Source organism: Nonomuraea ceibae, from assembly GCF_019396325.1.
GTDB classification, from domain to species: domain Bacteria; phylum Actinomycetota; class Actinomycetes; order Streptosporangiales; family Streptosporangiaceae; genus Nonomuraea; species Nonomuraea ceibae.
Genome location: NZ_JAHKRO010000012.1, coordinates 103,637 through 130,059 on the forward strand (window position 1 = coordinate 103,637; position 26,423 = coordinate 130,059).

26 protein-coding genes are annotated in these 26,423 nt (G+C 71.4%); 16 read left to right on the forward strand and 10 right to left on the reverse strand.

Annotated elements, in window-relative coordinates; all coding sequences use genetic code 11:
- Positions 1–348: 348 nt before the first annotated feature.
- The 7 genes from KME80_RS11290 (at position 349) to KME80_RS11320 (ending at position 8,419) form a co-directional block, all read left to right on the forward strand.
- The gene (locus KME80_RS11290) at positions 349–948 is read left to right on the forward strand and encodes a single-stranded DNA-binding protein (protein WP_219503930.1); all 600 of its coding nucleotides are present in this window, start codon (positions 349–351) and stop codon (positions 946–948) included.
- Positions 949–1,820: 872 nt separating this feature from the next.
- Positions 1,821–3,110, forward strand: a complete 1,290-nt coding sequence (locus KME80_RS11295) for a GGDEF domain-containing protein (protein ID WP_219503935.1) — start codon at positions 1,821–1,823, stop codon at positions 3,108–3,110.
- Between the two features lie 653 nt (positions 3,111–3,763).
- Positions 3,764–5,428: an energy-dependent translational throttle protein EttA gene (gene ettA, locus KME80_RS11300; RefSeq protein WP_219503938.1), complete on the forward strand. Its 1,665-nt coding sequence runs from the start codon at positions 3,764–3,766 to the stop codon at positions 5,426–5,428.
- Between the two features lie 171 nt (positions 5,429–5,599).
- Entirely contained in the window at positions 5,600–6,112 is a 513-nt protein-coding gene (locus tag KME80_RS11305) for a VOC family protein (protein ID WP_219503955.1), read from the forward strand.
- Positions 6,113–6,350: 238 nt separating this feature from the next.
- Complete coding sequence (locus tag KME80_RS11310; protein WP_219503957.1) at positions 6,351–6,758, forward strand: Zn-ribbon domain-containing OB-fold protein; 408 nt, start codon at positions 6,351–6,353, stop codon at positions 6,756–6,758.
- A complete protein-coding gene (locus KME80_RS11315) occupies positions 6,755–7,891 on the forward strand; it encodes a thiolase C-terminal domain-containing protein (RefSeq protein ID WP_308125711.1) in 1,137 nt (378 codons plus the stop codon). Before KME80_RS11310 ends, KME80_RS11315 begins: the two co-directional genes overlap by 4 nt.
- Positions 7,892–7,963: 72 nt before the next feature.
- Positions 7,964–8,419 carry a hypothetical protein gene (locus KME80_RS11320; protein WP_219503959.1) on the forward strand — a complete coding sequence of 152 codons (456 nt, stop codon included), beginning with the start codon at positions 7,964–7,966 and terminating at the stop codon, positions 8,417–8,419.
- Positions 8,420–8,437: 18 nt separating this feature from the next.
- Here the strand turns inward: KME80_RS11320 and KME80_RS11325 are convergent, their stop codons facing one another.
- Positions 8,438–9,592 (reverse strand): acyl-CoA dehydrogenase family protein, encoded by a 1,155-nt coding sequence (locus KME80_RS11325; protein WP_219503961.1) that lies wholly within the window; start codon positions 9,590–9,592, stop codon positions 8,438–8,440.
- Positions 9,593–9,697: 105 nt separating this feature from the next.
- Here KME80_RS11325 and KME80_RS11330 point away from each other — a divergent pair, with 105 nt between their 5' ends.
- Positions 9,698–10,303, forward strand: a complete 606-nt coding sequence (locus KME80_RS11330) for a TetR/AcrR family transcriptional regulator (RefSeq protein ID WP_219503963.1) — start codon at positions 9,698–9,700, stop codon at positions 10,301–10,303.
- A 24-nt stretch (positions 10,304–10,327) separates the two neighbouring features.
- Here the strand turns inward: KME80_RS11330 and KME80_RS11335 are convergent, their stop codons facing one another.
- Together KME80_RS11335 and KME80_RS11340 are read right to left on the reverse strand one after the other, a co-directional pair.
- The gene (locus tag KME80_RS11335) at positions 10,328–11,149 is read right to left on the reverse strand and encodes a MaoC family dehydratase (RefSeq protein ID WP_219503965.1); all 822 of its coding nucleotides are present in this window, start codon (positions 11,147–11,149) and stop codon (positions 10,328–10,330) included.
- Between the two features lies 1 nt (position 11,150).
- Complete coding sequence (locus tag KME80_RS11340; RefSeq protein ID WP_219503968.1) at positions 11,151–12,047, reverse strand: SDR family oxidoreductase; 897 nt, start codon at positions 12,045–12,047, stop codon at positions 11,151–11,153.
- A gap of 155 nt (positions 12,048–12,202) precedes the next feature.
- Here KME80_RS11340 and KME80_RS11345 point away from each other — a divergent pair, with 155 nt between their 5' ends.
- Both KME80_RS11345 and KME80_RS11350 read left to right on the forward strand, forming a co-directional pair.
- Positions 12,203–12,577: an acyl-CoA thioesterase gene (locus KME80_RS11345; RefSeq protein ID WP_219503980.1), complete on the forward strand. Its 375-nt coding sequence runs from the start codon at positions 12,203–12,205 to the stop codon at positions 12,575–12,577.
- A complete protein-coding gene (locus KME80_RS11350; protein WP_219503981.1) occupies positions 12,574–13,752 on the forward strand; it encodes an MFS transporter in 1,179 nt (392 codons plus the stop codon). The genes KME80_RS11345 and KME80_RS11350 overlap by 4 nt, the downstream gene beginning before the upstream one ends.
- On the opposite strand, the gene KME80_RS11355 is transcribed toward KME80_RS11350, so the two are convergent.
- The 4 genes from KME80_RS11355 to KME80_RS11370 all read right to left on the reverse strand — a co-directional run bounded on the left by KME80_RS11355 (position 13,745) and on the right by KME80_RS11370 (position 17,307).
- Complete coding sequence (locus tag KME80_RS11355; RefSeq protein ID WP_246644514.1) at positions 13,745–15,268, reverse strand: glycoside hydrolase family 13 protein; 1,524 nt, start codon at positions 15,266–15,268, stop codon at positions 13,745–13,747. The two genes, KME80_RS11350 and KME80_RS11355, sit on opposite strands and share 8 nt — an antisense overlap.
- 5 nt (positions 15,269–15,273) lie before the next feature.
- A complete protein-coding gene (locus KME80_RS11360; protein WP_308125712.1) occupies positions 15,274–15,654 on the reverse strand; it encodes a globin in 381 nt (126 codons plus the stop codon).
- A 9-nt stretch (positions 15,655–15,663) separates the two neighbouring features.
- Entirely contained in the window at positions 15,664–16,578 is a 915-nt protein-coding gene (locus KME80_RS11365; RefSeq protein WP_219503983.1) for a mechanosensitive ion channel family protein, read from the reverse strand.
- 480 nt (positions 16,579–17,058) lie between these two features.
- Positions 17,059–17,307: a hypothetical protein gene (locus KME80_RS11370; RefSeq protein WP_308125713.1), complete on the reverse strand. Its 249-nt coding sequence runs from the start codon at positions 17,305–17,307 to the stop codon at positions 17,059–17,061.
- A gap of 313 nt (positions 17,308–17,620) precedes the next feature.
- On the opposite strand from KME80_RS11370, the gene KME80_RS11375 reads away from it, so the two are divergent.
- From KME80_RS11375 to KME80_RS11400, 6 genes are all read left to right on the forward strand, one after another.
- On the forward strand, positions 17,621–19,186 hold the full coding sequence (locus tag KME80_RS11375; protein WP_219503991.1) for an NsdA family TPR-like regulatory protein: 1,566 nt from the start codon (positions 17,621–17,623) through the stop codon (positions 19,184–19,186).
- Complete coding sequence (locus KME80_RS11380; protein ID WP_219503994.1) at positions 19,183–19,668, forward strand: GNAT family N-acetyltransferase; 486 nt, start codon at positions 19,183–19,185, stop codon at positions 19,666–19,668. The genes KME80_RS11375 and KME80_RS11380 overlap by 4 nt, the downstream gene beginning before the upstream one ends.
- Positions 19,669–19,932: 264 nt before the next feature.
- The gene (locus KME80_RS11385; protein WP_219503997.1) at positions 19,933–21,153 is read left to right on the forward strand and encodes a DMT family transporter; all 1,221 of its coding nucleotides are present in this window, start codon (positions 19,933–19,935) and stop codon (positions 21,151–21,153) included.
- A 192-nt stretch (positions 21,154–21,345) separates the two neighbouring features.
- Positions 21,346–23,049, forward strand: coding sequence for a tetratricopeptide repeat protein (locus KME80_RS11390; protein ID WP_308125714.1), 1,704 nt, complete (start codon positions 21,346–21,348; stop codon positions 23,047–23,049).
- Between the two features lie 12 nt (positions 23,050–23,061).
- Positions 23,062–23,514: a hypothetical protein gene (locus tag KME80_RS11395; protein ID WP_219504000.1), complete on the forward strand. Its 453-nt coding sequence runs from the start codon at positions 23,062–23,064 to the stop codon at positions 23,512–23,514.
- Between the two features lie 30 nt (positions 23,515–23,544).
- The gene (locus tag KME80_RS11400; protein ID WP_219504003.1) at positions 23,545–24,327 is read left to right on the forward strand and encodes a hypothetical protein; all 783 of its coding nucleotides are present in this window, start codon (positions 23,545–23,547) and stop codon (positions 24,325–24,327) included.
- Here the strand turns inward: KME80_RS11400 and KME80_RS11405 are convergent.
- From KME80_RS11405 to KME80_RS11415, 3 genes are read right to left on the reverse strand one after another with little or no spacing between them, the layout of a single operon-like run.
- Positions 24,309–24,755, reverse strand: a complete 447-nt coding sequence (locus tag KME80_RS11405; protein ID WP_219504008.1) for an NUDIX hydrolase — start codon at positions 24,753–24,755, stop codon at positions 24,309–24,311. The two genes, KME80_RS11400 and KME80_RS11405, sit on opposite strands and share 19 nt — an antisense overlap.
- Before the next feature lie 4 nt (positions 24,756–24,759).
- A complete protein-coding gene (locus tag KME80_RS11410; protein ID WP_219504010.1) occupies positions 24,760–25,392 on the reverse strand; it encodes a DUF47 domain-containing protein in 633 nt (210 codons plus the stop codon).
- Positions 25,389–26,333 (reverse strand): inorganic phosphate transporter, encoded by a 945-nt coding sequence (locus KME80_RS11415; RefSeq protein WP_308125715.1) that lies wholly within the window; start codon positions 26,331–26,333, stop codon positions 25,389–25,391. Before KME80_RS11415 ends, KME80_RS11410 begins: the two co-directional genes overlap by 4 nt.
- Between the last annotated feature and the right edge of the window lie 90 nt (positions 26,334–26,423).

The window sequence follows — 26,423 nt, forward strand, 5'->3', positions numbered from 1 at the left end:
TTCCGCCGTGTGCTCGCCGCTCCGGACTCGCCTGTCCGTGGCCCCTCGTCTGTACGGTCGCCCGCCCGTGCTCGCTCGTCCAGGGCGGTCACCCGCGCCGCCCCTCTGCGCGTTCGCCTGCGTCGCCCGCCTGCGTCGCCCGCCTGCGTCGCCCGGCTGCGTCGCCCGGCTGCGTCGCCCGGCTGCGTCGCCCGGCTGCGTCGCCCGGCTGTGCCGGTCGTCCACAGGGCGGGTCGCGCTCCGGCGGCGTCATCCACAGAACGCGGTTCGCCCGCCTGCCGGAGGTTCCCGGCGCGGCACTGTGTTCCCAGGTCGCGGGCGTCCGGCCCGCTGCATGGGAGGCACGGAATGAACGACATCTACATCACGCTAACCGGCAACGTCGCGGCAGAGCCCAGGCAGCACACCTTCGACGACGGCGTCAAGGTGACCTCGCTGCGGGTGCTCACCTCTCACCGCTACTTCGACCGGAAGACGGGCCAGTGGATGGACGGGGAGAGGGTCTGCTTCGCGATCCGCTGCTGGCGGACGCTGGCCGACAACGTCGCGCGTTCGGTCCGCGTCGGGCAGCCCGTGGTGGTCTCCGGCAAACTGCGCATCCGGGAGTTCGGGCCCGAGGGGGATCGCCGGTTCATGCCGGAGGTGGAGGCCAGCGCCGTGGGTCACGACCTGCGCTGGGGCACCGGCACCTTCGTCAAGCCGGAGCGGGGCGGCGCCGCGTCGTCGGTGAGCCCCGAGGTCCGCGAGCGGCTCGACGAGGAGATCCAGGACTGGGCGATGGGCGCCACCCGCACGGGCTCCCGCCGGGGCGCTTTGGACTCGATCCCCGACCCGGCCGCCGACTTCCAGCCACCGGAGGGCGCCACCGTGCGCATCCTCGGCGCGGACGACAACGAGACCGAGAGCGAGGACGCCGAGTGGCCGGTTGAGGAGCGCGCCGCAGCCTGACCCCGGCCCGGGCTTCGGGTTTCCGCCTGGGCGTCGAGGGCGACGGCTCGGCGCTTCGCTGGGCTGGGCCGTCGCGCCTTCCAGTTGCCCGTTCCCTCGTTGCTGCCCAGCTCTCGGGGAACTCGCGCACGGCGTAAGGGAGGTGAAGTCGGTACGGCGTGCGAGGGGTTCGGCGTGGGCCCACACGCTGAGGCCGACGCGGGACGACGCCGCCATGTCCGGGATGGGAACGGGTCGGTGGCTGTCACGTCCGGGATGGGAACGCGCTGTGGCCGTCACGTCCGTGATCGAGATGGGCTGGTGGCCGTCATACTTATGATCGAGACGGGCCGGTGGCGGTCACGTCCATGATCGAGATCCGCCGGTGGCGGTCATGTCCGTGATGGTGACGGGTTGGTGGCCGTCGCGTACGTGATGGTGGCCGTCACGTACAGGGTCACGCTCACCTGTCGGCCGGGGTCGGCGTCTGTTGCGGAGCTCGGCGGATCGTACGCGGCGCCAGTTCTGACAGCCCATTGGCCGTACGTGATCAGTGACCGACATGGACGAGGCTGGGTGGGGCGGCGTGCGGGGCTGAGCGGTGCTGGGCCTGAAAGGGGTGGTCGGGCGGAGGGGGGATCGGCCGACGGTGCTCAGGCACCGGGGGAGCGGCCGATGGGTGCTGCCCGAAAGCTGGCCAGGGCATCTATCAGGTCCAGGTTACGCCCCGCACGATGAGTGCTCCTTTCCGAACGGTTGCTCGCGGATTGAGCAATGTCCCGTAACTAACCACATCACGTATGTGGTCGCTCCGCCCAACGTATCGTTTCCCTTCGCACATCGCACACTCCGCAATTATTGTGTTACACATCGTTAGTCAGGGAGGAGACGAGATGGCGGCGACCAGTCACACCTCGACGAAGCCTCGCGGCGGTGTGTCGAGTCTGGTCGGCCGATGGCCGCTGCTGGGCCAGGGGCGGCTGCTCGTCGCCTACGTCAGCGCCATCGTCCTGCTCGACCTCGCGGCGATCGTATTCTTCGCCGCCTCCACCGCGATTCGCTGGCCCGACGTGCTGACGTTCGCCGCGCTGATGAGCTGCGGGGCGGTCTGCATCGAGGCGACCCGGCGGCTCGGCATGCCGGCCGGAGTCTCGCGTGACCTGCTGTCGGCCTGGTGGCTGCCGGTAGCGCTGCTGCTGCCGCCGCTCTACGCGCTGCTGGCGCCGATCGTTTTGCAGGCGTTGCTCCAGTTCCGGGTTCGGGCGACCGTGCTGCACCGGCGGGTGCTGAGCTCGGCGGCGATCGGGCTGGCCGGAGGCGCCGCGTCCCTGACGTACCACCGGCTCGTGCCCGATCCGCTGCTGCTGGCCCAGGGGAGCGGGAGCGCGATCATGCTGGCGGTGGCGGCGGCGCTCGTGTTCGCGCTGCTCAACACCGGGCTGGTGGCCGTGGCCGCGCACACCGCCAATCCCGACTCACGCTGGCGTGAGGTGTTGTGGGATCGGGAGAGCGCGCTGCTCGACGTCGTGGAGCTGTGCCTCGGCGTCATCGTCGCCATCGCGTGCGCGCTCAACCTCGCCCTGCTTGTGCTGGCGCTGCCGCCTGTCGTCCTGCTCCAACGCAGCCTGTTGCACGCCCAGCTCCAGGCGGCCGCGCGTACCGACCCGAAGACGGGGCTGCTCAACGCCGCCGCCTGGCAGCGGGAGGCCGACACCGAGATCGTCCGGGCCCGGCGCACGGGTGAGACGCTGGCGCTGCTCATCGTCGACATCGACCACTTCAAACGGGTCAACGACGCTCATGGGCACCTGGTCGGCGACCAGGTGCTGATCGGTGTGGCGGGCATGCTGCGCAGCCAACTGCGCGATTACGACGTGGTGGGGCGTTTCGGCGGCGAGGAGTTCGTCGTCCTGCTGCCGCGTGCCGACCTGTTGGAGGCCCGGCAGGTCGCCGAACGCCTCCGCACCCGTATCGGCCGCATGTCCGTTCCGGTGGACGAAGCCCTCATCACGGTGACCATCTCAGTGGGGGTGGCGCTCATGAACGTGCACGGTGACGACCTCATAGACCTGCTGGCCGCCGCCGACCTCGCCCTCTACCGCGCCAAGGAATTGGGCCGGAACCGCGTCTGCATCCCGGCCGCGCCCCCACGCCCCCGCCTACCGGGAGAGACGTCGGCCTGACGGCCAGCGGGCGTACGGGTGAGAGAGTCGGCCAGCCTGAGTGTGGTGCGGGCCGGGTCGTGGCCGAGGCTCGGCGGTTCGGCCGTGGCGCTGGGGTGAACGGCTGCTGGCGCTGAGGATGGTGGCTGCGTTCTGCGGCTGCAGTGACCCTGGCGCTGGCGCTGCCGCTGGGGCTGCGGTGGCGAGCGCGAGGTGGCGGGCGCTGGGCGGTGGCTGCGGACGGTGAGCACGGGGTTGGTGTCGACCCGGCTGCGCAGGCCAGGGGGTGTCCACCGACAGGGTGCTGCCTGGGGAGCGCCGACTGGGGAGCGCCGACCGGCAGGGTGCGACCGGGGTGTACCGACCAAAGGGTGCGACCGGGAGGGTGCTGACCGGCATGGGGCGACCGGAGGCGCGACCGGCGTGCGCCGATGGGGAGGGGCGCGGTCGGGGGTGCGCCGACCGGGGGCCCGACCGGGGTGTGCTGGCGGGGAGGGGTGCGATTGGGGCGCGCCGACCGGGGAGGGTGCGAACGGGGTGTGCCGCCCGGAGAGGGGGGCGACCGTGGGGTGTGCCGACGGAGTGGGGGTGACCGGGGTGCTGCTGGGGTGTGGGTGGGGGATGGGGGTGCTGGGCGGCGGAAGTGTGGGGCGGGAGCCCCTAAGCTAGGTGGCATGCCGGAGTACATCTACACGCTGCAGCGCGTGCGCAAGGCGCATGGCGACAAGGTTGTCCTTGACGACGTCACGCTGTCGTTCCTGCCTGGAGCCAAGATCGGTGTCCTGGGGCCGAACGGCACCGGGAAGTCGACGCTGCTCCGGATGATGGCCGGCCTGGAGCAGCCGTCCAACGGTGAGGCCAAGCTGATGCCTGGGTTCACGGTGGGGATGCTCCAGCAGGAGCCGCCGCTGAACGAGGAGAAGACCGTCCTCGGCAACGTGCAGGAAGGCGTCGCGGAGACGGTGGCGATGCTCCAGCGCTACAACGACATCGCGGAGCAGATGGCCACCGACTACAGCGACGAGTTGCTGGAGGAGATGGGCAAGCTGCAGGAGCAGCTTGAGCACCGTAACGCCTGGGATCTCGACAGCCAGCTTGAGCAGGCGATGGACGCGCTGCGCTGTCCGCCGCCGGACGCCGAGGTGACGAAGCTGTCGGGTGGTGAGCGCCGCCGGGTCGCGCTGTGCAAGCTGCTGCTGGAGGCGCCCGACCTGCTGCTGCTCGACGAGCCCACCAACCACCTCGACGCGGAGAGCGTCCAGTGGCTGGAATCGCACCTGGAGAAGTACGCGGGCACCGTGCTGGCCGTCACCCACGACCGCTACTTCCTCGACAACGTCGCCACCTGGATTCTGGAGCTCGACCGGGGCCGCGCCTACGCCTACGAGGGCAACTACTCCACCTACCTGGAGGCCAAGGCCCAGCGGCTCAAGGTCGAGGGTCAGAAGGACGTCAAGCGCAAGAAGCGCCTGGAGGACGAGCTGGAGTGGGTTCGTTCGAACCCGAAGGCCCGCCAGACGAAGAGCAAGGCCCGTCTCCAGCGCTACGAGGAGATGGCGGCCGAGGCGGACAAGCACCGCAAGCTGGACTTCGAGGAGATCCAGATCCCGCCGGGCCCGCGTCTGGGCACCACGGTGATCAAGTCGGACGATCTCACCAAGGGCTTCGGCGACCGGCTGCTCATGGAGGGCCTGACGTTCGACCTGCCGCGTAATGGCATCGTCGGCATCATCGGCCCCAACGGCGTCGGCAAGACGACGCTGTTCCGCATGATCACGGGCAGCGAGACGCCTGACAGCGGGTCGATCGTCGTCGGCGACACCGTCAAGATCTCGTACGCGGACCAGAGCCGGGGCGGCATCGACCCGGCCAAGAACGTGTGGGAGGTCGTCTCCGACGGGCTCGACCACATCAAGGTCGGCAACGTCGAGATGCCGTCGCGCGCCTACATCGCCGCGTTCGGCTTCAAGGGGCCTGACCAGCAGAAGAAGGCCGGCGTCCTGTCGGGCGGCGAGCGCAACCGGCTCAACCTGGCGCTGACCCTCAAGCAGGGCGGCAACGTGCTGCTGCTGGACGAGCCCACCAACGACCTCGACACGGAGACGCTGTCGTCGCTGGAGAACGCGCTGCTGGAGTTCCCGGGCTGCGCGGTCATCACCTCTCACGACCGGTGGTTCCTCGACCGGATCGCGACCCACATCCTGGCGTGGGAGGAGGGGTCCAACTGGTTCTGGTTCGAGGGCAACTTTGCCGACTACGAGAAGAACAAGATCGAGCGCCTCGGCGCCGACGCGGCCCGTCCGCATCGGGTGACGTATCGGAAGCTGCACCGCGACTGATCGGCTGACGGCTGGCATTGCGCCGCACGGCAGGTTCGTAAAGGGCCTGCCGTGCGGCGTTTTCGCGTTCGGCCAGGGGTGGGCCGGTCGGCAGGACGGCAGACCGGTTCGTGCCGGATCACCGGGGCATGACTAGAATGCAGTTCTAGGATTGGCCCGAAGGGAGTCCGCATGGAGCTGGAGCTCGACGGTATCGAGATCGCGTTCGACCACACGGCAGTGGCCGCCCCCCGCATCAGGGACCTGCTGCCCATCTACCGCGACCTGCTGGGCGGCCGGCATCTGGGCGGCGGGGGCGACAACCGGGTGGCCGGTTACCGCACCTTCCAGCTGACCTACGCCAACGGCAGCAAGGTCGAGCTGATGGAGCCGCTGGCCGGGTCCACGTTCTTCGACAGCTTCTTCGAGCTCACCCGAGGCCGGGGCGGCGTGCACCACCTGAACTTCCACGTCAGCGACCTCGACGCGGCGGTGGCCCGGCTGACCGAGCGGGGCTACCGGCTGCACGGCCTGAACGTGTCCGACCCCCGCTGGCGGGAGGTGTTCCTGCATCCGAAGGAGGCGCACGGGGTGCTCATCCAGCTCGCCCAGCCGGGACCGCGCGAGCCGGGCGAGCCCCGGCCGTCGCTGGAGGAGGTGCTGGCCGGCAACGGCAGGAACGGCAACGGCATCCCCAGCCCTTGAGTGCCCCGCCCCACACCCGTCCACGTCCACCCCGCCCCGCCCCATGCCCGTCCACCATCCGCCCGACCCACCGCTTGTGCCGCCCAACGCCGCCCCATCCGGCCACCCGCCGCCCACCGCGCCCGCCGCCCGCCCCCGCCCCACCGCGTGCGTCGGGCGGGCGGGGTGCCAGGCTCTTGAGTCTGAGTAGAACTAAAATCTAGAATGGAGTTCTAAATCCGACGAGATTGGGGACCCCATGAAGGCGGTACCGAAGCCGACTCCGGACACCCAGCCGTTCTGGGACGGCACGGCGGCCGGGGAGCTCAGGATCCAGCGCTGCCGGACCTGCGAACGGCGCTACTTCTACCCCCGCCCGAGCTGCCCCCACTGCGGCTCGGGCGCCGTCGAGTGGGTGCGGGCCAGCGGCCGGGCCAGCCTCTACTCCTACGTGATCAACCACCGCCCGGCCCCCGGCTTCGAGGAGGGCGGCCCGTACGCGATCGCGGTGGTGGAGCTGGAGGAGGGGGTGCGGATGATGACCAACATCGTCAACACCGAGATCACCCCCGAGAACCTGCCGCTCGACCTGGCCCTGAAAGTCGTCTTCGAGCGGCGCGGCGACGTGCACGTGCCGCTGTTCGAGCCCGCCGGAGGCGCCGCGTGAGCACCGAGGGCATCGTCATCGCCGGCGCCGCCGAGACCGACGAGGTCGGGCGGCTGCCGCAGCACTCCACGCTGTCCCTGCACCTGGAGGCGGCCCGCAACGCGCTGGCCGACGCGGGCATGACCAAGGACGACATCGACGGCATCGCCACCGTCGGCACGCCCGGCCCGATCCAGGTGGCGCACGCGCTCGGGATCACGCCGTCGTGGCTGGACGGCACGGGCGTGGGCGGCTCGTCGTTCCTGTTCCACGTACGGCACGCGGCGGCGGCCATCCGGGCGGGCCTGTGCACCACGGTGCTGATCACGCACGGCGAGTCCGGCAGGTCGCGGGTCGGGGCGGGCAGGTTCGGGCTGGGCGCGGACTCGCTGATGGGCCAGTTCGAGCTGCCGTACGGGGTGGTGGGGCCGCCGTCGACGTTCACGCTGACGGCGTTGCGCTACATGAAGGAGACCGGGCTCACCCACGAGCAGCTCGCCGAGGTGGCGGTGGCGCAGCGGCGCTGGGCGCACCTGAACCCGCGGGCGATGTACCGGGACCTGATCACCGTGGACGACGTGCTGGCCTCGCGGCTGGTCGCCTACCCGTTCCACCTGCTGGAGTGCTGCCTGGTGACCGACGGGGGTGGGGCGCTGGTGGTCACTTCGCGGGAGCGGTCGCGGCGTGACCCGGTGCACCTGCTGGGCGCCGGTGAGGCGATGGACGCGCCGATGATCTCCCAGATGGAGGACTTCACCACGTCGAAGGGGTTCCGGCTGTCGGGCGAGGCGGCGTTCGCCGAGGCGGGCATCTCGCACGACGACGTGGACCATCTGATGGTGTACGACGCCTTCGCGCACGTGCCGATCTACGGACTGGAGGATCTCGGGTTCGTCAAGCGGGGCGAGGCGGGCGCGTTCATCGCGGAGGGGCACACCTCGCCGGGCGGGAGGCTCCCGCTCAACACGAACGGCGGCGGCCTGTCGTACACCCATACCGGGATGTACGGGATGTTCGCCATCCAGGAGGCGGTCAGGCAGTTGCGCGGCGAGGCGGCGGCGCAGGTGCCGGGCGTGGAGGTGAGCGTGGTGCTGGGCAACGGCGGCATGTTCGCCTCGGCGGCGACGCTGGTGCTGGCCAACCGCTTGCCCTGATCCGCTGGCCGGGCATCGATCTTTCGTTCACGATGGGGGCGCGGATCCCCCATCACACGGAAGGTCGATGCCATGCGTGCACGCGCGTGGGCGGTGCTGGTCGCCGCCCTCCTGATGGCCCTGCCCGTGACCACCCCGGCGGCGGCGCAGGCGGAGGTGAGGTTCCACGCCGACTCCGGTGACTCCTGCCCGCACGGGGTCACCGGAGGCGTGCTGGACTGGCTGGAGGGCCCGGTGGTCAAGCCGACCGTGCGCGTCGAGGGCACCCTGTCCGACAGCGGGCCGCTGTCGTGGTGCACCGCGGACGGCCTGTACTCCCGGGCCACGTTCACCGCCTACGACGGCGCCGCCGTGGTCGACACCGAGTCGGTGAAGGCCGACGACGGCGAGGTGTCGTTCACCTTCGAGCTGGCCGACCCGGCCGGGGTCGCCGGGATCGACGAGGTGGTGGTGCGCGTGTGCCGCTTCAGCAACACGCCGATCGGGATCAGCTACTGCGGCCCCGCCGCCGCGTACCAGATGCCCTGAGGCCGGGGCTCGGCGCCGTCACTCGCCGATGGCGCCGAGCCGGGCGTGGCCCTTGAGCAGGTTGCGGGCGATGGTGCGGCGCTGAATCTCGTCGGTGCCCTCGAAGATGCGCAGCAGCCGCAGCTCCCGGTACCACCGCTCGATCGGCAGCTCCTTGGTGTAGCCCATGCCGCCGTGGATCTGCAGCACCCGGTCGACGACCTGGTTGGCCATCACGGCCCCGTTGAGCTTGGCGATCGAGGAGGCGTGCCGGGCGTCCATGCCCTCCTGCACCCGCCAGGCGGCGTACAGCGTGAGCCACTTGGCCGCCTCGATCTCCACCTGAGAGTCGGCGATCATCCACTGGATCGCCTGATACTCGGAGATCGCCTGCCCCATCGACTTGCGGATCTTGGCGTAGTCCACGGCCATGCCCAGCATGCGCTCGGCCGAGCCGATGGCCCGCGCCGGGATCATGTACCGGCCCTGCCCGATCCACTGCATGGCCAGCTCGAACCCCTTGCCGAGCTCGCCCAGGACGTTCTCCTCCGGCACCCGTACGTCCTCGAACACCAGGGAGGCGGGACCCCATTCGCCCATGGTCGGGATCGGCTCGGACTTCCAGCCCATGTCGCGGTCGACCAGGAAGCACGTCACCCCGTACGGCTCGGCCACGGCGAAGACCATGACGAAGTCGGCCTCGCTGCCGCCGGTGATGAACGTCTTCTCGCCGCTGATCAGCCATTCGGAGCCGTCGCGCACGGCGCGGGTGCGGATGTTGCGGGCGTCGGAGCCGGCGCCGGGTTCGGTGATGGCGAAGCAGGAGCGCCGCTCGCCCTCGATGGTGGGGATGAGGTAGCGCCGTTTCTGCTCCTCGTTGCCCGCGTAGAGGATGTTGTCGGCGCTGCCTCCGAAGCTGAACGGCACGAACGTCCGGCCGAGCTCCATCGCGATGATGGCGGACATGATCGGCCCGAGCGCGGCCCCGCCGTACTCCTCGGGCGTGTTGATGCCCCAGAAGCCCATCCGCTTGGCCTTGAGCCGCAGCTCGCGCAGCACGTCGGCGGGGACTCCCGGCAGGCCGGCGCGTTCGTTGCGCAGCACCTCCGGCTCCAGCGGCATGACCTCCTTCTCGACGAACGCCCGCACGGTGTCCCTGATCTGCCGTTCCTCGGTGCTGAGCGAGAAGTCCACGCCGCCTCCACATTTCTAGAACCGTCCTCTAGGAAGAGGTTCCAACGCCGGTCCGCGACGTGTCAAGAACATGATTCTAGAATTCGACGGAGTACGATGTCCTCCATGGCACGCAAGTCCTCCTGGGAGTGGAGCCGCACCGCCCAGACGCGCAAGAGCATGCTGCAGGCGGCGCGCGAGGTGTTCGGCGAGCACGGCTTCGCCGAGGCCAGCGTCTCGGAGGTGGTGGCCCGCGCCGGATCCAGCGTCGGCAGCCTCTACCACCACTTCGGCGGCAAGACCGAGCTGTTCCTGGCCCTCTACGAGGACCACCAGGCCGCCCACGAGCAGGCGTCGGCCACCAGCGTGTCGCGGGCCAAGCAGTCGGGCGTATCCGACCCGGTCGAGCTGCTCATCGCCGGCGCCCGCGCCTACCTCGACGGCGCCTGGGAGCGCCGCGACCTGGTCAGGCTCTTCATCGACGGCGACGGCCCGCCCGGCTTCGAGCTGATCCGCCGCACCCGGGGCCGCGAGTGGGTGCGGCAGAACGCCGTGCTGCTCGGCGCCGGCGGCGACCCGCTCGACAGGTTCACGGTCGCGGTGCTGACCAGCATCATCGGCGAGGCCGCCCGCGAGGTCGCCACCAGCGACACCGAGGAGGAGGCGCGCGAGGTGGCCGAGGCGGCGATGGCCCTCATCCGCCGCCTCGACCCGCTCAAGCCCCTGAGCTGACCCCGGGCCTGATCACGGGGCTGATCACGGGCTGATCACTGCACGGCCCCGGTCGATCACCACGGTCCCGTCGTCCTTCGCCGTGCGGAACAGCACGGCGGGCCCGTCCACCCAGATCGACACCGTCAGCGACTCCCCGGGCAGGACCGGGCTGCTGAACCGCCCCGACATGGCGCGGAACCGCGCCGGGTCCGAGCCCGCCACCGCGTGCAGCAGCGCCCGCCCGGTGATCCCGTACGTGCACAGCCCGTGCAGGATCGGCCGGTCGAACCCGGCCCGCGCGGCGAACTCCGGGTCGGAGTGCAGCGGGTTGTAGTCGCCCGACAGCCGGTAGAGCAGCGCCTGGTCGGGCCGCGTCGGGTAGGTCACCTTGTGGTCGGGCGCCCGGTCCGGCGCCGCCCACTCCTCGCGGGGCCCGCGCTCGCCGCCGAAGCCGCCCTCGCCCCTGATGAAGACGGCGCTGCGGCTGGTGACGACCGGCTCGCCGCTGCCGGGGTCGACGGCCAGCGCCTCGGTGGTGACCAGCGCGCCCGACCCCTTGTCGTAGATGCCGGTGACCTTCGACGTCGTCCGCACCGCGCCCGCCGCCGGGAGCTCGCGGTGCAGCTCGAAGGACTGCTCGGCGTGGACGAGCATGGCCGGGTCGTAGTCGCCGAGCCGCCGCCCTGGCGCCTGGGCCGCGAGCACCGCGAACGTGGGCAGCACCCGCTGGCCCTTCTCGGTGGCGAAGGCCAGCTCGCCGGTGCCCGCGCCGACGCCGAGCGCGTACAGCATGGTGTCCTTGGCGGTCCACCTCCGCTCGCAGGGCTCGCCCTCGACGCCGACGACGGAGTGGTCGAGCGGCATGTCAGGCCTCCCGTCCGGGGATCTGGCCGTTGGTCAGCGCGTTCGGCGCCGCCTTGTCGACCAGCGCCGGGATGACCGCGCCGAGCTCGGCCGGGTCCCAGCGGCCGCCCTTGTCCACGGCCGGGCCGGCGTGCCAGCCCTCGGCCACGCTGATCACCCCGGCGCGCACGTTGAACACCCGGCCGGTGATGCCGCGCGCCTCCGCGCTCGACAGCCACACGACCAGCGGCGCGATGTCGTCGGCGTCGGCGTTCGCGCCGCTCGGGATGAGGCCCTCGGTCATGCGGGTCAGCGCGGCGGGCGCGATCGCGTTCACCGTGACGCCGTAGCGCTCCAGTTCCCTGGCGGCGATCACGGTCAGCCCGGCGATGCCCGCCTTGGCCGCGCCGTAGTTGCCCTGGCCGGGGTTGCCGTAGATGCCGGAGGACGAGGTGGTGTTGATGATCCGGGCGTCGACCGCCTCGCCCGCCTTGGCCTTGCCCCGCCAGTAGGCGGCCGCGTGCCGCAGCGGCGCGAACGTGCCGCGCAGGTGGACCCGGATGACCGCGTCCCACTCCTCGGCCGACATGTTGACCAGCATCCGGTCGCGCAGGATGCCGGCGTTGTTGACCAGCACGTGCAGGTCGCCGAAGCGCTCGATCGCGGCCCGGACCAGCCGTTCGGCGCCGTCGAAGTCCGAGACGTCCTCGCCGTTGACGATCGCCTCCCCGCCCAGGGCCTCGATCTCGGCGACGACCTCGGCGGCGGCGCCGGACGAGCCGGTCCCGTCCACCTCGGCGCCCAGGTCGTTGACCACCACCTTGGCCCCCTGCCTGGCGAACTCCAGCGCGTGGCCGCGCCCGATGCCCCTGGCCGCGCCCGTGACGATCACCACGCGGCCGTCGACGATCCCGCTCATGTGTCTCCTCGCTCCTTCGCAGACGATGCGAACAAAATTCTAGTAACCAAATCTAGAAATGGTAGGCCCAGGCCACGACGGACCTCACGCACCGACCCGGTAGCGTTTGTCCCGTGGTTCAACACTCCCTCGCACAGCGGCACGTCTTCCTTCGCATGGTGAGATTCGCGGACATCGACTCCCAAGGACATGTGAACAATGTCCGCTTCCTCGACTACCTGGAGGACGCCCGCTGGGGGATGTTGCACGTCGACCCGTTCAAGGCGGGCGAGGTGCCGTTCAAGGGCCTGGTCGTGTCCCGCCACGAGATCGACTACCGCCGCCCGCTCGGCTACCGCGCCGAGCCCGTCCGCGTCGAGACCTGGGTCACCGAGATCCGGCCGGTCCGCTTCACGCTCAGCTACGAGATCCGCGACGACGACGACCTGTACGTGACCGCGAGCTCGGTGCTCGTCGCCTACGACGTGGAGCGCGAGGCCCCGCGCCGGCTCACCGCCGACGAGCTGGCCTACCTCAAGCGCTTCGCTTGAGCGAGCCGACCCCGCGGCGCTGGCTGATGCTGGCCCTGGGGGTCAACGCGCACGCCGGCGTCACCCTGGGCCTGTCCGGGCTGCCCCTGGTCATCCCGGACATCCAACGCCACTTCGGCGTCTCCCTGCCGGTCGCCGGCATCATCGGCAACGCGCCGGGCATCGGCGTGCTGTTCGCGCTGGTGGCCTGGGGCTGGCTGGCCGACCGGCACGGCGAGCGGCTGGTCCTGGGCGTCGGCGTCGGGCTGGCCGGGCTGCTGTTCGCCGCCGTCTCACTCGCCGAGCGGACCTGGGCCGTGGTCGTGCTGCTCGCGCTGGCCGGCGCCGCGGGCTGCGCCGCCCTGGTCGGCGGCGGGCGGATCGTGCTGGGCTGGTTCGAGCCGCCCGAACGCGGCGTCGCCATGGGCGTGCGCCAGGTGTCCTACACGCTCGGCATGGCCGTCGCCGCGTTCCTGCTGCCGCCCGTGGCGCGGGCCCACGGGATCTCCGGCGTCCTCATGGTCTGCGCGGGCGTGTGCCTGCTGGCCGCCGTCCTGGCCGCGCTCTTCCTGGCCGAGCCGCCGCACGCCCGCACCCGGGTCGTCGCCGCGCCCCCCGGCTCCCCGTACAGCCGGCCCGCGCTCTGGCGCGTGCACGCCACCAGCGCGCTGCACGCGGTGCCCCAGGTGATCGTCGGCACCTACGGAGTGGCCTGCCTGGTCAACCTGTACGGGTGGGGCGGGGTGGACGCCGGGTGGCTGTTCGGCTTCGCGGCCATCGGCGGCGCGATCACCAGGGTCGCCGCCGGCCGCTGGTCCGACGTGAGCGGGCTGCGCATGGCCCCGCTGCGGCTGCTCACCTACGCCACGGTCGCCGTGCTGGCCCTGCTGGTCCCGGCCACGCTCACCGGGTCCTGGCTGGGCTCGGCCGCGCTGGCCGCGGGCGCGGTGATCACCGTCGCGGGCAACGGGCTCGCCTACCTCAAGGCGGGCGAGCTCGCCGGGCCCGCGGCGGCCGGCCGCGTGCTGGGCCTGCACAACACCGTCCAGAACGTGGTCCTGCTGGCCGTGGCGCCGCTGGCCGGACTGCTGATCACCAGCTCCGGCTACTGGGCGGCCTTCGCGGCCGGCCTCGCGTGCGCGCTGCTCTCCATCCCGGTCATCCCGGTACGCGACGAGAAGAGGGAAACTAGCTGACCTGGCGCTGCAGCCACACCGCGTGATCCGGAGGCAGCAGGCCGCCCTCGACCGGGCCGGTGGCCAGCAGCACGTTCTCGTGGGGCGGCAGCCGTACCGGACGGGTGCCGCAGTTGAGCGCGCACACCAGCGGCCCGCGCGCGAACACCAGCGCGTCCTCGTCCGAGGCGAGCCACTCCAGCTCGTACGGAATCGTGCGGACCAGCTCGCGGCGGCAGGCCAGGGCGCGCCGGTAGAACTCCAGCGTCGAGCCCGGGTCGCCGGTCTGGCTCGCCACGCTGAGCGCCGCGAACGAGCCGGGCTGCGGCAGCCACGGCGTCACGCCCTCGGGCGAGAACCCGAAGGAGTCGCCGCCGGGGGACCAGGGCATCGGCACCCGGCAGCCGTCCCGGCCCGGCAGCTTGCCCTCCGACTGGATGAACACCGGGTCCTGCCGCGCCTCCGGTGGAATGTCCTGTACCTGGGGGAGGCCCAGTTCCTCCCCCTGGTAGAGATATGCCGACCCGGGCAGCGCAAGCATGGCGAGCAATGCGGCTTTCGCCCGGGAAAGTCCGGTCCCGGGGTCGGCGGTCTCGTACCGGGTGACGTGCCGCACGACGTCATGGTTGGACAGCACCCAGGTGGCGAACGGCACCGTCGCCAGCGTCTCGTCGATGACCTTCCGGAACGCCGTCGCCGACCAGGGCGCCTGGAGCCAGGCGAAGTTGAAGCTCTGCTGCAGCTCGTCCGGCCGCACGTACAGCGCCAGATCCTCCAGGGTGTCGGTCCACACCTCGCCCACGGCCATCCGCTCGCCCGGGTAGCTGTCGAGCAGCTCGCGCCACTCCCGGTAGACGCCGTGCACCTCCGGCTGCCCCCACACCGGCGAGTCCGACATGAACGACTGGTCCTCGACGTCCGGCAGCCCCTCGGCCTTGAACAGCCCCATCGCCACGTCGATGCGGAACCCGTCGACGCCCCGGTCCAGCCAGAACCGCAGGATGTCCAGGAACTCCGCGCGCACCTCGGGGTTGCGCCAGTTGAAGTCGGGCTGTCCCGGGGCGAACAGGTGCAGGTACCAGCTCCCGTCCGGCAACCGCGTCCACGCCGGGCCGCTGAAGGTCGACTGCCAGTTGTTGGGCCGGTCGCGGAAGATGTAGCGGTCGCGGCCCTCGCCGCGCAGCGCCGCCTGGAACCACGGGTGCGCCTCGGAGCTGTGGTTGGGCACGATGTCGACCAGCACCCGCAGCCCGAGCGCGTGCGCGTCGGCCACCAGCGCGTCGAAGTCGGCCAGCGAGCCGAACAGCGGATCGACGTCGCGGTAGTCGGCCACGTCGTAGCCGCCGTCGGCCATGGGGGAGGTGTAGAAGGGGGTGAGCCAGACGGCGTCGACGCCCAGCTCCTTCAGATGGGTCAGGCGCTCGCGCGCGCCGGCCAGATCGCCGACGCCGTCTCCCGAGGCGTCGGCGAAGCTGCGAACGTAGATCTCATAGACGACGGCGTCGCGCCACCAGGGGATGTCCATGTGGCGTGTCATGCCCGTTATGCAGGGGAGTTCACCAAGCTCTGCGCCGCGTACACGAGGTAGTCCCACAGGCGCTTGTCCTGGTCCTCGGGCAGCTCCAGCGAGTCGACGGCGTCGCGCATGTGCTTGAGCCACGCGTCACGCTCGGCCTCGCCGATCACGAACGGCACGTGCCGCATCCGCAGCCGGGGGTGGCCGCGCTGCTGGCTGTAGGTGTTGGGGCCGCCCCAGTACTGGATCAGGAAGCCGCGCAGCCGGTCTTCGGCGCCCGTGAGGTCTTCCTCCGGGTAGAGCGGGCGCAGCAGCGGGTCGTCGGCCACCCCTTCGTAGAAACGGTGGACGAGACGCCGGAACGTCTCCTCACCCCCGACGGCCTCATAGAAGGAGATCTCAGTCACGTCTCCAGCCTATGCGTTGGGGACCATGGCGATGCCCGCGGAGTCGAGCGCCGCCTTCACCCGCACCCTCAGCTCACGCGCCACCGGAGCCTGCTGCGCGGGCAGCGTCTTGGCCGCCAGGCGGAAGACCAGCATGCTGTCGGAGAGCTGCTCCACGCCGAACACCTCCGGCGGCTCCACGATCTTCGACTCGCGGAACTCGGAGTCGGCCCAGATCTCCTCGGCCACCTGCTCCAGGATCAGCCGGACGGTGGTGATGTCGCTGTCGTAGCCGACCGGGACGTCCATGTAGGCGCGCGACCAGCCCTGCGACTCGTTGCCGACGCGGGTGATGGTGCCGTTGCGCACGTACCAGACCCGGCCGTCGGCGTCGCGCAGCCGGGTCACGCGCAGGGTGACCGCCTCGACCGTGCCCACCGCGGCGCCCGCGTCGATCACGTCGCCGACCCCGTACTGGTCCTCCAGCAGCATGAACATGCCGGCGATGAAGTCCTTGACCAGCTCCTGGGCGCCGAAGCCGATGGCCACGCCGAGGATGCCGACGCTGGTGAGCAGCGGCGCGATGGGGATCGTCAGCCGGTCGAGCACGGTCAGCACCGTGGTGCCGAGGATCACGATGGTGGCGACGTGCTTGAGCACCGAGCCCATCGTCTCGGCGCGCTGCCTGCGGCGCTCGTGCAGCAGGGCGTCGATGCCCTCGGGCGCGGGGCCGCGCCGGAAGCGGCTGGCCAGCGAGCTGCGGGTGGCGGCGCGGTTGACGACCCTGGTGATCAGCCGGTGCGCGATGTTACGGATCACGAAGCCGATGATCAGGATCAGCGCGATCGTGATCGCGCTGGCCACGAACGGGGCCCAGGTCGCGTTCTGGAACCAGCCGACCAGGGCCTTGCAGAGGAACGTGTCCGCGTTGCAGATGTCCGCCATCTGGCTGCCTACCTTGTCCAAATCGGGCAGTCCGGTCGATTCCGGAGTCTTTGGCGGCGGGGACAGCACGAGCACGGAGGGGCCCTCCTAGGAAGCGGTTCGGTCGGCGGCATAGGGCCGATTCGCCCCAAAAGATACCGCCGACCGAACCGGCCGCCGTCACATCACGCCGGGGAAGACGGGGTCGCCGGGCACCTGGGCCGCGGAGGGCGGTGCCTGACGCTCCGATGACGGACGGCTCGGACGGGACGCGCACCCGGAAGCGCGTCCCGTTCCGTTTCCGGGGAGGGGGTCCCCGACGTCTCCCGGGACTGCCCGGGAGACGTGGTCTGGTTACTCTCTGTGATGGTCGGAGCCGACGGGGTGGCCAGAGGCCCCCGGAACCGGGGACCCTCCGCACCGGCCGCCCCGCCGGCTCCGTGGAGCCGCCGTGGGGACGGTGAACCGCGGTGGCTGCGCTCCACCGGGATCACCGCCCTGTCACTCCCCCACGGCGGCGAGCACGCGGGCGACCTTGGTCGCCGCGCCGGCCGGATCGTCGACGGTGTGCATCCGCTCCCCCCAGGACCAGCAGTACCACCAGTCCGGCAGGTCGGCGGCCTGCGCCGGCCGACAGGTGACGTTCTCGGTCAGGCTCGTCGCGTTCGGATTGATCACGCGGACGAAAACGCGTCCACTCTGTGTTCTGACCACTCGCGCGAGCAAGCCGCGGGCGTCGAGTTCGGACACCAGACGCTCCAAATGCCCGAAGTTGTCGTCCCCCACCTTTCGTCCCTCCCTGTGATTCCGGAACCGGTGCGCCAAAGATGACTCATGGCGGCGGGCGGCGCAACGCGGCCCTCTGCTCACAGGGAGTTGCCTTCTCACCCGGGGGATGTAAGAAACAGTCCGCGGTAGGACGATCCTTAACCGTAAGCTTCAGAAGAGCGTTTTCTTCCTGTCATCAATAGTCCATAGTCGTGGTTAGGCGGACTGCAACCTAGACGCTACTCAGAGTGACTAGGCTGTGAGCCGGTCAGGACTCAGCGTGAGAGGGGCCGGGATGTCCGGCAGACAGCACAGGGAAACGGAGCAGGCACGGCGGATCAGGGCCAAGGGCCTTGCCGTCGGGCGCACCGCTGCCCAGATCGCTGAAGAGATCTACGAGGCGTGCAGCGCCCAGTACGGCACGACCCGGGTCAAGGCTCAGCGGCTGGCGTGCGGCATCGCGCTGGCCGACGTCATCGAGCAGATCCGGGCGTTGTTCCAGCGTGACGACAAGGCGGCGCCGGGCATCGGCGAGACGCTGCTGTCGGCCTACGAGAGCGGGCTGAAACGCCCCGGCCCCGAATACCTGCACTACCTGTGCACCGTCTACCGGGTCGAGCCGGCCGCGCTCGGCTTCGACGGGCCGTGCATCTGCGGTCACAACCACCGGATGCCGGGCACGGTGGCCCTCGATCTGGAAGGGCGGCACGGCGCCGCGCTGGCGGTGCCGCCGGATCTGCCGAAGCCCTCGGCGCATCCGGACCGGATCTCCGACAGCGAGGAGGATGAGAACATCCTCCGGCGCACGCTTTTACAGCTTCTGTCCAGCGATCCGAGCGAGGCCAAGCTCGACGGGCCGGTGCTCGGCGCCTGTGAAGGCATCCGGCGGCGGATGGACTACACGCTCGTGTCGGCCACCGTCTCCCCGGCGATGCTCGACCAGTGGGAGGAGGCGACGCTCGCGTTCGGCCGGCAATACACGACCACGGCTCCGCTCCGGCTGCTGTGCGACGTGCTGCTGGAGCTGAGCGCCGTGCGCAACGCGATGTCGCGGCGGCAGCCGATCGACCTCCAGGAGCGCCTGTGCCGCATGGCCGCGCAGCTCGCCGGGCTGAGCGGCATGATCATGATAAACCTCGGTGACCAGCGGCTCGCCCGCTCGTTCTTCCGCACCGGGCGCACGGCCGCCGACGAGACCGGCGACCGCGCCCTGCGCGCCTGGGTGACCGCCCGCGAAGCGCTCGTCCCGCTCTATTACGGCGACGCCCGCGAAGCGCTCACGCTGGCCAAGAAGAGCCGCGACCTGGCCGGCCAGACGCCCTGCGTCGCCCAGGCGATGGCGCCGGTCGTCGAGGCCAGGGCGCTGGCCATGCTGTCGGGCACCGACAGCAAGAAGGAGGTCGTCGACCAGGCCAAGCGGGCGCTGGCCCGGGCCCGCAGCGCGTTCGCCCACATGAAGACCGACGACCAGGAGGACATGGCGTTCGGCTACACCGAGAAGCAGCTCTACTTCTATCAGGGCGACGTGCTCACCAAGCTCGGCCAGACCCTGGAGGCCGAGGTCGTCCTCGACCAGGCCCTCGACAAGTATCAGGACCACATCCTCGACCAGACGCTGATCAGGTTCGACCGGGCGCAGTGCCGCGTCATCGAGGGCGACCTCGACGACGCGATCAGGATCGGCCGGGAGGCGCTGCGGCTGCTCGGGCCCGAATACCGCACCGACTTCATCATGCGGCCGGCGATGGCGCTGGAGCAGGCGATCGTCGCCAAGAACCCCAACCACCCGGACCTGCCGGCCTTCAGGGAGGAGCTGCGGCAGCCCCGCCAGCTCCACAAGGAAGGGAGTGGCGGTGCATGAGTCTTCGGATACGCCGCTACCGCTGGTCTGACCTCGACACCATCCAGACCCTGCACAAGATCTGCCTCGCCGGGGTGGGCCTGACGCCGGGTGACGGTGTCTACTACGACGACGACTTCCCCCGCATCCAGGAGCTCTACCTGGCGTGCGGGGGCGACTTCCTCGTCGGCGAGGCCGACTCGCACGTGGTCGCCATGGGCGGCCTCAAGCCGGTCGACACGGAGACGGCCGAGGTGTGCCGGCTCCGTGTCCACCCGGCGCACCAGCGGCGCGGTTTCGGCGCCGCCATGCTGTCGGCGCTGGAGGCCCGGGCCGTCGAGCTCGGCTTCCGCTGCCTGCGCGGCGACACCACGCTCAACCAGGGGGCCGCACTGGCCCTGTACGCCCGTCAGGGCTGGCGTGAGACCTCCCGCCGCCAGATCGGCCCGCTCACCGTCGTCTACGGTGAGAAGCGCCTCGTCCCGGCGACCGTCGAGCTGTAGCTCCGGTCCGGCCCCTCCCGGACGCGCCACCTGCCTTGTTCCCCGCCTCTCCGGACGGTGCCGGAGGGGCGCGGCGATATGGAGGGGAATCGGCGTTTCGGCTGAGCCAGAGGATAAGGTTGCCCGGTCCTTCGAGTGAGGGTCTTCACTCCAGGTGGTAGAGGAACATCACCAGACGCTGCCTGTACTCCGGCGGCTTCACATCGTAGTGGCATGCTTCCTGGCATGGCAGTCGTGCCCGCTCCCCGCCCCCTTACGGGAGCCGTGCTTCTGTTGTTCGTCAGCGCCGCATGGGGGTCGGCGTTCCCGCTGATGAAGGATCTCATCGAGCGGTTACCGGTGGACGACCTGCTCGCCGAGCGCTACTCGCTGGCGGCCGTCACGCTGCTGCTCATCCGGCCCCGCTGCCTGCGCGGGCTGTCACGGGGGACGTGGGTCAACGGGATCGTCCTGGGGGTCATGTTCGGGGTCGGGCAGGCGGCGCAGGCCGTCGCGCTGGACAGTCTGTCGGCGTCCGTGTCGGGGTTCGCCGTCGGCTGCAACGTGGTGATCACGCCGCTGATGGCGCTGGCGCTGTTCCGGGTCCGGGTGCCGGTGCGGGTCTGGATCGGGGTGGGGCTCGCGCTGGCCGGGATGACCGTGTTCACGCTGCTGCGCAACTCGGAGGACCACCCTGTCGAGATGCTGGCGCTCGGCGTGACGCTCTCGGCCGCGGCGCTCTACTCGGGCCACACGCTGATGCTGGCGCGGCTGTCGAGGAAGGGCGAGGGCTTCAACGCCTACGCGCTGACCGTCATCCAGCTCGGCTCCATCGGGGCGCTGACGGGCGTGCTGGCGGTGCGCGACGGGGTCTCGCTGCCGGCGTCCGTGCCCGACTGGGCGGTGCTCGCGCACCTGTCGGTCATCTCCTGCGCGCTGGGCTTCCTGGCTCGCTCGTACGGCCAGGCGCACGTGCCGGCGGTGCCCAGTGCGGTGCTGATGTCGTCGCAGCCGTTCTGGGTGGCGGCGATCGCCGTGATCTGGTTCGACGAGGCGCTCGGCTGGAGCATGGTGGTGGGCGGCGGGCTGATGGCGGTCTCGATGCTGCTCGCGGTGCCGTCGTCCGGCGCGGTCGACGAGACCGACGCCGAGCGCCGCCGCCTGCTCGTGGTGTCGCGGCGGGCCTCGCGGGTGCTGGGCGAGCTCAAGGTCAGGCGCGGCGACCCGCTGAACCTGTCGGGCGAGATCGCCCCCGTGCTCGTCAAGCGCTCGTGCGCGAGCATCGGGCAATGTCCGCGGACCGAGCATTCGCTCAAGGGCGTGCGTGAGCCGAGCCTGGAGCGGCTGATCGAACGCGCGACTTTGATCGTGCGTTCCAAGAATCTTTCGCCTCCCGGCTGCTGCCAATCGGTGACCTTGCTGGGCCGATGCCTGTGCGAGCTGATGGCGGAATCTGAAGAAAGGGGATCTTCTCAGCCTTTGCCCGGCTGGTTTCGTCCCCAATAGGCACAAATCACCACAAAACTAAGAGCACAACTGGCTATTATGCCCTCACTTATTCATCGTTAATCTTGATAATCGGTGGAGTGTCCGAATAATAGAATTACCCCCAGTGGAGAGGTGCACCATGAAACGCATCGCCGTCCGCAAGCCCGGTATCGCGCGGTTGGGTGGGACCTCCAGCGTCATTCACAAGGGGTGATCGAGGAAAGGTCCCACCTCGAGGTCGTGGGCGGTCCGTCCGCCCGCACGCGAGAGGCGCGGCCGCTGATGCCGATGATCGACGGGCATCGGCGGCCGCGCGGTCCTTACACCGTGGGAGCAGCGCTGCTGGCCCACCTGGTCCCGGCCGTTTTGGAACGGTCCGCCGACCTGGTGGCCCGCCACGACATCGAGATCCGCGCCGTCGCGCCCGAGCTGCGGCGCCTGGTGCCCGCCCGGCGGGTGACCGTCGACGCGGACCTGCCCGAGGACGAGCGCATCCTGGTGCCCGCCCCCCGCCGCACGCTCCGGCTGGCCAACGGGATCGCCGAGTTCGTCCGTACGGCCGTGCCGCCCGGCCACGACCTGGCCGTCTGCAACGGCGACCAGGCCGACCCCACCGACGTCGAGCTGATCGGCGTGCTGATGCGCCGCGTGCCGCCCGCCACGCTGGCCATCACCCTCTACTCCGGCGGCCCCGAACCGCCTCCCGACACCCGTGACGCCGCCGAGCTCTGGACCCTCGTGGACCGGTGCGTACACGAAGGGTTCCTGCACGCGGTGGCCGAGCTCGCCGGGCGCGGGCTGACGCTGTGCGAGCCGGGCGGCGAGCAGTGGTGGCGGTTCGCGCAGCGGGCCGCGACGGCGCTCGGCGGGCTCGGGCGGCGGGAGGAGGCGCGGGAGCTGTGGGAGCAGGCCCGCCGCGCCAGCCGCGACCCCGCCGTGCACGCCGCGAGCGCGTACGGCCTGGCCATGCTGGACGCCCGCGACCCCGACCCCGAGCGGCGCGACCTGGGCCGGGCCCGGGGCTGGATCAACGAGGCGATCGCCATCTCGACGCTGCTGCCCGACCCGGCGCAGCGGGCGTTCAAGCTCGGCTTCGACCGTAACGGGCTGGCGCTGATCGAGTTCAGGCAGGGGCGGCCCGACCGGGCGCTGGCGCTGGTCGAGTCGGCCATCGAGCTGGCCCGCGAGCTGGGGGAACGGCATCCGGTGCACCGCATGGTGCTGCTGGCCAACCGGGCGCAGCTGCTGGCGGCGACGGGCCGGGCCAAGGAGGCGCTGGAGGACTACGCCGCCGCGATCGCGATCGACCCGATGTTCCCCGACCACTACCTGGACCGCGGGAACCTGCTGGCCAGGCTGGGCCGCGACGCCGAGGCGCTGGCCGACTACGAGACGGCGCTGCGGGTGGGGCCGCCGCTGCCGGAGGCGCACTACAACCGGGCGGAGCTGCGCATCGCCGCAGGTGATGTGGAGGGGGCGCTGGCCGACCTGGGCCGGGTCGTCGAGCTCGACCCGTCCTTCGTGGACGCCTACGTCAACCGCGCCGGGCTGCTGGCCGCGCTCGAACGCGACGACGAGGCCAGGGCCGACGTCACGGCCGGGCTGGCGCTGAAGCCGGACAGCCCGCACCTGCTCACGGTGCTCGGCCAGCTCGAGACGGCCGCCGGGCGGCTGCCGGAGGCCAGGCGGGCGCTCGACGCGGCCATCGGCCTGGCCCCCGGGCTGGCCGCCGCATGGGGCAACCGGGGCGTGCTCCGCTACGAGGCGGGCGACCTCGCGGGCGCGGTCGCGGACCTGACCCAGGCGATCACGCTGGAGCCGCAGCCCGACCTGTACGCCAACCGCGCCGTCGCGCTGCGGGCGCTGGGCCGCACGGCCGAGGCCGAGGCGGACGACGAGCGCGCCTCCCGGTGACATCATGGCCGCATGGCAGGACGAACCGGGCGATCCGCAGGGGTGTACGCGGCACTCGGGCTTCTCTGGTGGGCCACGATCCGGCTCGCCCGGAGGGGGATGTCCTGCGGCGACTGGCCGTGCCTGGCTCCCAGCGTCGCCGCGCTCGTCCTCATCACCGCGGCGTTCCTGGCGGGAGCCGCCTGGGTGCTGGGCCGCGTGGGGGTCGCGCACGGCCGCCGGGTGGCGGTGCGGGCCGCCTGGATGCTCGCGGTGCTCCGGCTCGCCGGAGAGGCGCTGCCGTCGTGGACCGCCTCCTGGCCGCAGGCCGCCACCGCGGCGGCGGCGTTCGCGGTCGCGGGCGGCGCCGCCGGGTTCGCCACCACGCCCGGCCTGGCCGCCCGGTGGCGGCGGCTGACCGCGCTCGGGGTGCTGGCGCTGGTGCCGCTCGCCCTGATGGCGATCTGGCTCCGCGCGCCACTCTGAATGCCGCCGGAATCCGGTTACGGTGGGCGGGTGGGCTTCAACGCGCTGCTACGTGATCTGCAACGAGGAGCCGGCGCCCAGGCGGCCGGCATCAGCCGGGGCCACGGCGGCCCGCCCGCGCGCACCGTCGCCGTCAGGTCGGGGCCGCACCGGCTGCGCTGCGCCTCGCTGCTCAAGCCGCTGTACGCCTGGGTGACGGCCGGGCGCATCCCCGACGCCGAGCGCTGGCGCCGCCACGCCGAGCCTGCCGTGGTGATCTCGTCCAACGCCGACACCCGCAGCCTGTGGCTCGCCGTCGGGCCGCTGGTCATCCTCGACGACATCTACCAGCGCACCGGCGTCGCCTGGTCGATGCACAACGGCGACCCGTCACGGTTCGGCTCCGTCGAGGTGGCCGCCGAGGAGGTCGCCACCGCCTACGCCGCGCTCGCCCAGGCGGCGCTGGCCGGCGACCCGGTCGCGGGCGACGTGCTGGAGTGGATGCGCCGGGTGGAGGGCTCGCAGGCGTTCGGCGCGCGTGAGGTGCTGGAGGCGCCGGAGGCCGGGGTCAAGTGCGGCTGGTTCGGCGAGCCGGACGAGACGTGCCTGCGCACCCACGCGGTCGCCGTGCTGCCCAGCGGCGGCACCCGGGCCACGGTCGTGGTCGCGCTCACCGCCCAGCCCTACACCGACGCGCACGAGCGCGAGACCTACCACGCCAGGGCGGCCGACGGGCAGCCGGTCGAGGGCGAGCACGAGCGGATAGCGGGGCCGCTGCTGCGCGCCCTGATGGCCGAGACGCTGGCCGAGCTGGGCTACCGCGACACGCCCTGACCCAGCTCGGCGACCACCGCGGCCAGCGTGGGCGGGTCGACCCGCTCGGGCAGCTCCCGGGCCCACAGGTGGCCGAGATAGGCCTCGCGCTCCTCCGGGGTGAGATCGCGCGGCTCGACCGGCGGCCGGGCGGCGTCGAAACGCGCCAGGAAGAACTCTTCGGTCTTGACGTAGCGCACGCCCAGCCAGGTGAAGTCGCGCTCGACCGCGACGTGCCGGTCCAGCACGGCCGAGCCCGGCAGCCCGGTCTCCTCGGTCAGCTCCCGCCTGGCCGCCTCCAGCGGCGTCTCGCCCGGGTCGAGCCCGCCGCCCGGCGGCTCCCACACGTCCTGGCCGCTGACCTTGTCGTACCAGTGCATGAGCAGCACCCGGCCGTCGCGGTCGAGGCAGACGACCCGGGCGGCGGGGCGGTCGCTGGTGAGCTCCATCCGGTCAGCGTTTCATGGCTCCGTCCGCTATGGCATCGGCGGCCTCGCTGATCGCGATGCCGACGATCTCCAGGCGGCGGACGAGCTCGCGCTCCTTCATCGCCTCGGCCGTCAGCTCGCCGGAGAAGATGCGCGAGATCTCGTACTGGTACATGCGCCGGATCGCGCTGCCCGTCTTCTTGGCCTCCAGCGCGTCCTGCACCACGGCCGACGGGCTGGAGACCAGGTCGCGCACCGCGTTCTCCAGCGCGTCGATGCCGACGATGACCTGGTCGAGCAGGGGCGTGAAGCGGATCTGGTCCTTCACCTGGTACAGGTGCGACTCGCGGACGAAGTCGCGCAGCGAGTCGAGCACGTCGTCGATCGAGCGCGACAGCCGGAACAGGTCCTCCCGGTCGATGGGCGTGACCAGGGCCGACTTGAGCTCCTCGACCAGGCGGCGGCGCTCCTCGTCGCCCAGGTGCTCGATCGAGCGCATCTGCTCGTGCGCGCCCGTCCTGCCCACCTCGCCGCCGATCATCGCCATGGCCAGCCAGGCGCCCTCCTTGGTCGCCGCCAGCTGGCCGAGCAGCGCTTCGGACAGCGCGCTGTCCATCCGCCCGGCCAGCAGGTCCCGGATCCGGCGCAGCCGCCTCACCCCGCAACTCCCTTCCCCGCGTACGCCGCCAGTGCCGCGAGCGCCGCGCTGGCCGGCAGCGTCAGCAGCCACGCGGTCACGATCTTGACGGCGGCATACCAGCGGACCCGGCCGCCGCCGTGGTTGACTCCGGCGCCGATCAGCCCGCCGGCGATGGCCTGAGTCATGCTGACCGGCATGCCGAGGGCCGAGCAGCCCAGCACCGCGGCCCCGGCCGACAGCTCCGCCGACACCCCGTGCAGCGGGCGGAAGGCGATGATCTCCCGGCTGAGCGTGCGGCCCGCCTTGGGCAGGCCGTACAGGGCTCCGAGGCCGAACAGGACGGCCACCAGCGACGTGTACGGCAGCGGCGCGCCGGAGAAGCCGAGCGCGATCATGAAGACGGCGAGCATCTTCTGCCCGTCGTTGGCCGCGTACGCGACGGTCTGGAGCAGGAAGCCGGCCCGGTGCCAGTTCCACAGGCCGCGCGCGGTCGTGAGCTTGAGCAGCAGCACGGTCGTCGCCCAGGCCAGCAGCCCGCCGACGACGGGGGCGGCCAGGCCGAAGGCGAGCACGAGCGCGACGGAACCGCCCGAGACCGGCAGCCCCCAGCCGAGCCCGGCCCCGGTGAGGCCGCCGACGACGGCCAGTGTGAGGCTGGTCGGCCTGCCCTTGGCGCTGAGCACGAGCACCACGGTCAGCGCGCTGAGCACGGCGATGATGGTGGCGATCCGGCCGCCGGGGCCGTCGAAGGTGGCCAGCCGCGTCACGAACGTCAGCGCCACCTGGTGCGTGACGAGCGGGACGAGCGCGACGAGCACGACGAGCGTGAGGATGCCCGTGACGGGCCGGACCGTGGGCAGCTTGAGGCCGGTGGCCAGCAGCGCCCCGCCGTCGTTCATCCCGGTCACGACGGCGAACAGGCCCGCGATCGCGACCAGCACCACCGCGTCGAGCGGCACACACACCCCCTGGCAAGAAACGTCCGTAATGTCCTGATACCTACCCAAGATCGGGTGGATCAGCGCACCCGCCCGGCCGGTAGGCTCTGA

What these genes read in the sequence shown, in the direction of transcription:
- KME80_RS11380 (WP_219503994.1), top strand. Translation starts at nt 19,183, where the DNA reads ATGAGTCTTCGGATACGCCGCTACCGCTGGTCTGACCTCGACACCATC.
- KME80_RS11335 (WP_219503965.1), bottom strand. Translation starts at nt 11,149, where the DNA reads ATGCCGCTCGACCACTCCGTCGTCGGCGTCGAGGGCGAGCCCTGCGAG.
- KME80_RS11320 (WP_219503959.1), top strand. Translation starts at nt 7,964, where the DNA reads ATGCGTGCACGCGCGTGGGCGGTGCTGGTCGCCGCCCTCCTGATGGCC.
- KME80_RS11340 (WP_219503968.1), bottom strand. Translation starts at nt 12,047, where the DNA reads ATGAGCGGGATCGTCGACGGCCGCGTGGTGATCGTCACGGGCGCGGCC.
- KME80_RS11355 (WP_246644514.1), bottom strand. Translation starts at nt 15,268, where the DNA reads ATGACACGCCACATGGACATCCCCTGGTGGCGCGACGCCGTCGTCTAT.
- KME80_RS11365 (WP_219503983.1), bottom strand. Translation starts at nt 16,578, where the DNA reads ATGGCGGACATCTGCAACGCGGACACGTTCCTCTGCAAGGCCCTGGTC.
- KME80_RS11310 (WP_219503957.1), top strand. Translation starts at nt 6,351, where the DNA reads ATGAAGGCGGTACCGAAGCCGACTCCGGACACCCAGCCGTTCTGGGAC.
- ettA (WP_219503938.1), top strand. Translation starts at nt 3,764, where the DNA reads ATGCCGGAGTACATCTACACGCTGCAGCGCGTGCGCAAGGCGCATGGC.
- KME80_RS11330 (WP_219503963.1), top strand. Translation starts at nt 9,698, where the DNA reads ATGGCACGCAAGTCCTCCTGGGAGTGGAGCCGCACCGCCCAGACGCGC.
- KME80_RS11290 (WP_219503930.1), top strand. Translation starts at nt 349, where the DNA reads ATGAACGACATCTACATCACGCTAACCGGCAACGTCGCGGCAGAGCCC.
- KME80_RS11305 (WP_219503955.1), top strand. Translation starts at nt 5,600, where the DNA reads ATGGAGCTGGAGCTCGACGGTATCGAGATCGCGTTCGACCACACGGCA.
- KME80_RS11295 (WP_219503935.1), top strand. Translation starts at nt 1,821, where the DNA reads ATGGCGGCGACCAGTCACACCTCGACGAAGCCTCGCGGCGGTGTGTCG.
- KME80_RS11405 (WP_219504008.1), bottom strand. Translation starts at nt 24,755, where the DNA reads ATGGAGCTCACCAGCGACCGCCCCGCCGCCCGGGTCGTCTGCCTCGAC.
- KME80_RS11375 (WP_219503991.1), top strand. Translation starts at nt 17,621, where the DNA reads ATGTCCGGCAGACAGCACAGGGAAACGGAGCAGGCACGGCGGATCAGG.
- KME80_RS11395 (WP_219504000.1), top strand. Translation starts at nt 23,062, where the DNA reads ATGGCAGGACGAACCGGGCGATCCGCAGGGGTGTACGCGGCACTCGGG.
- KME80_RS11345 (WP_219503980.1), top strand. Translation starts at nt 12,203, where the DNA reads ATGGTGAGATTCGCGGACATCGACTCCCAAGGACATGTGAACAATGTC.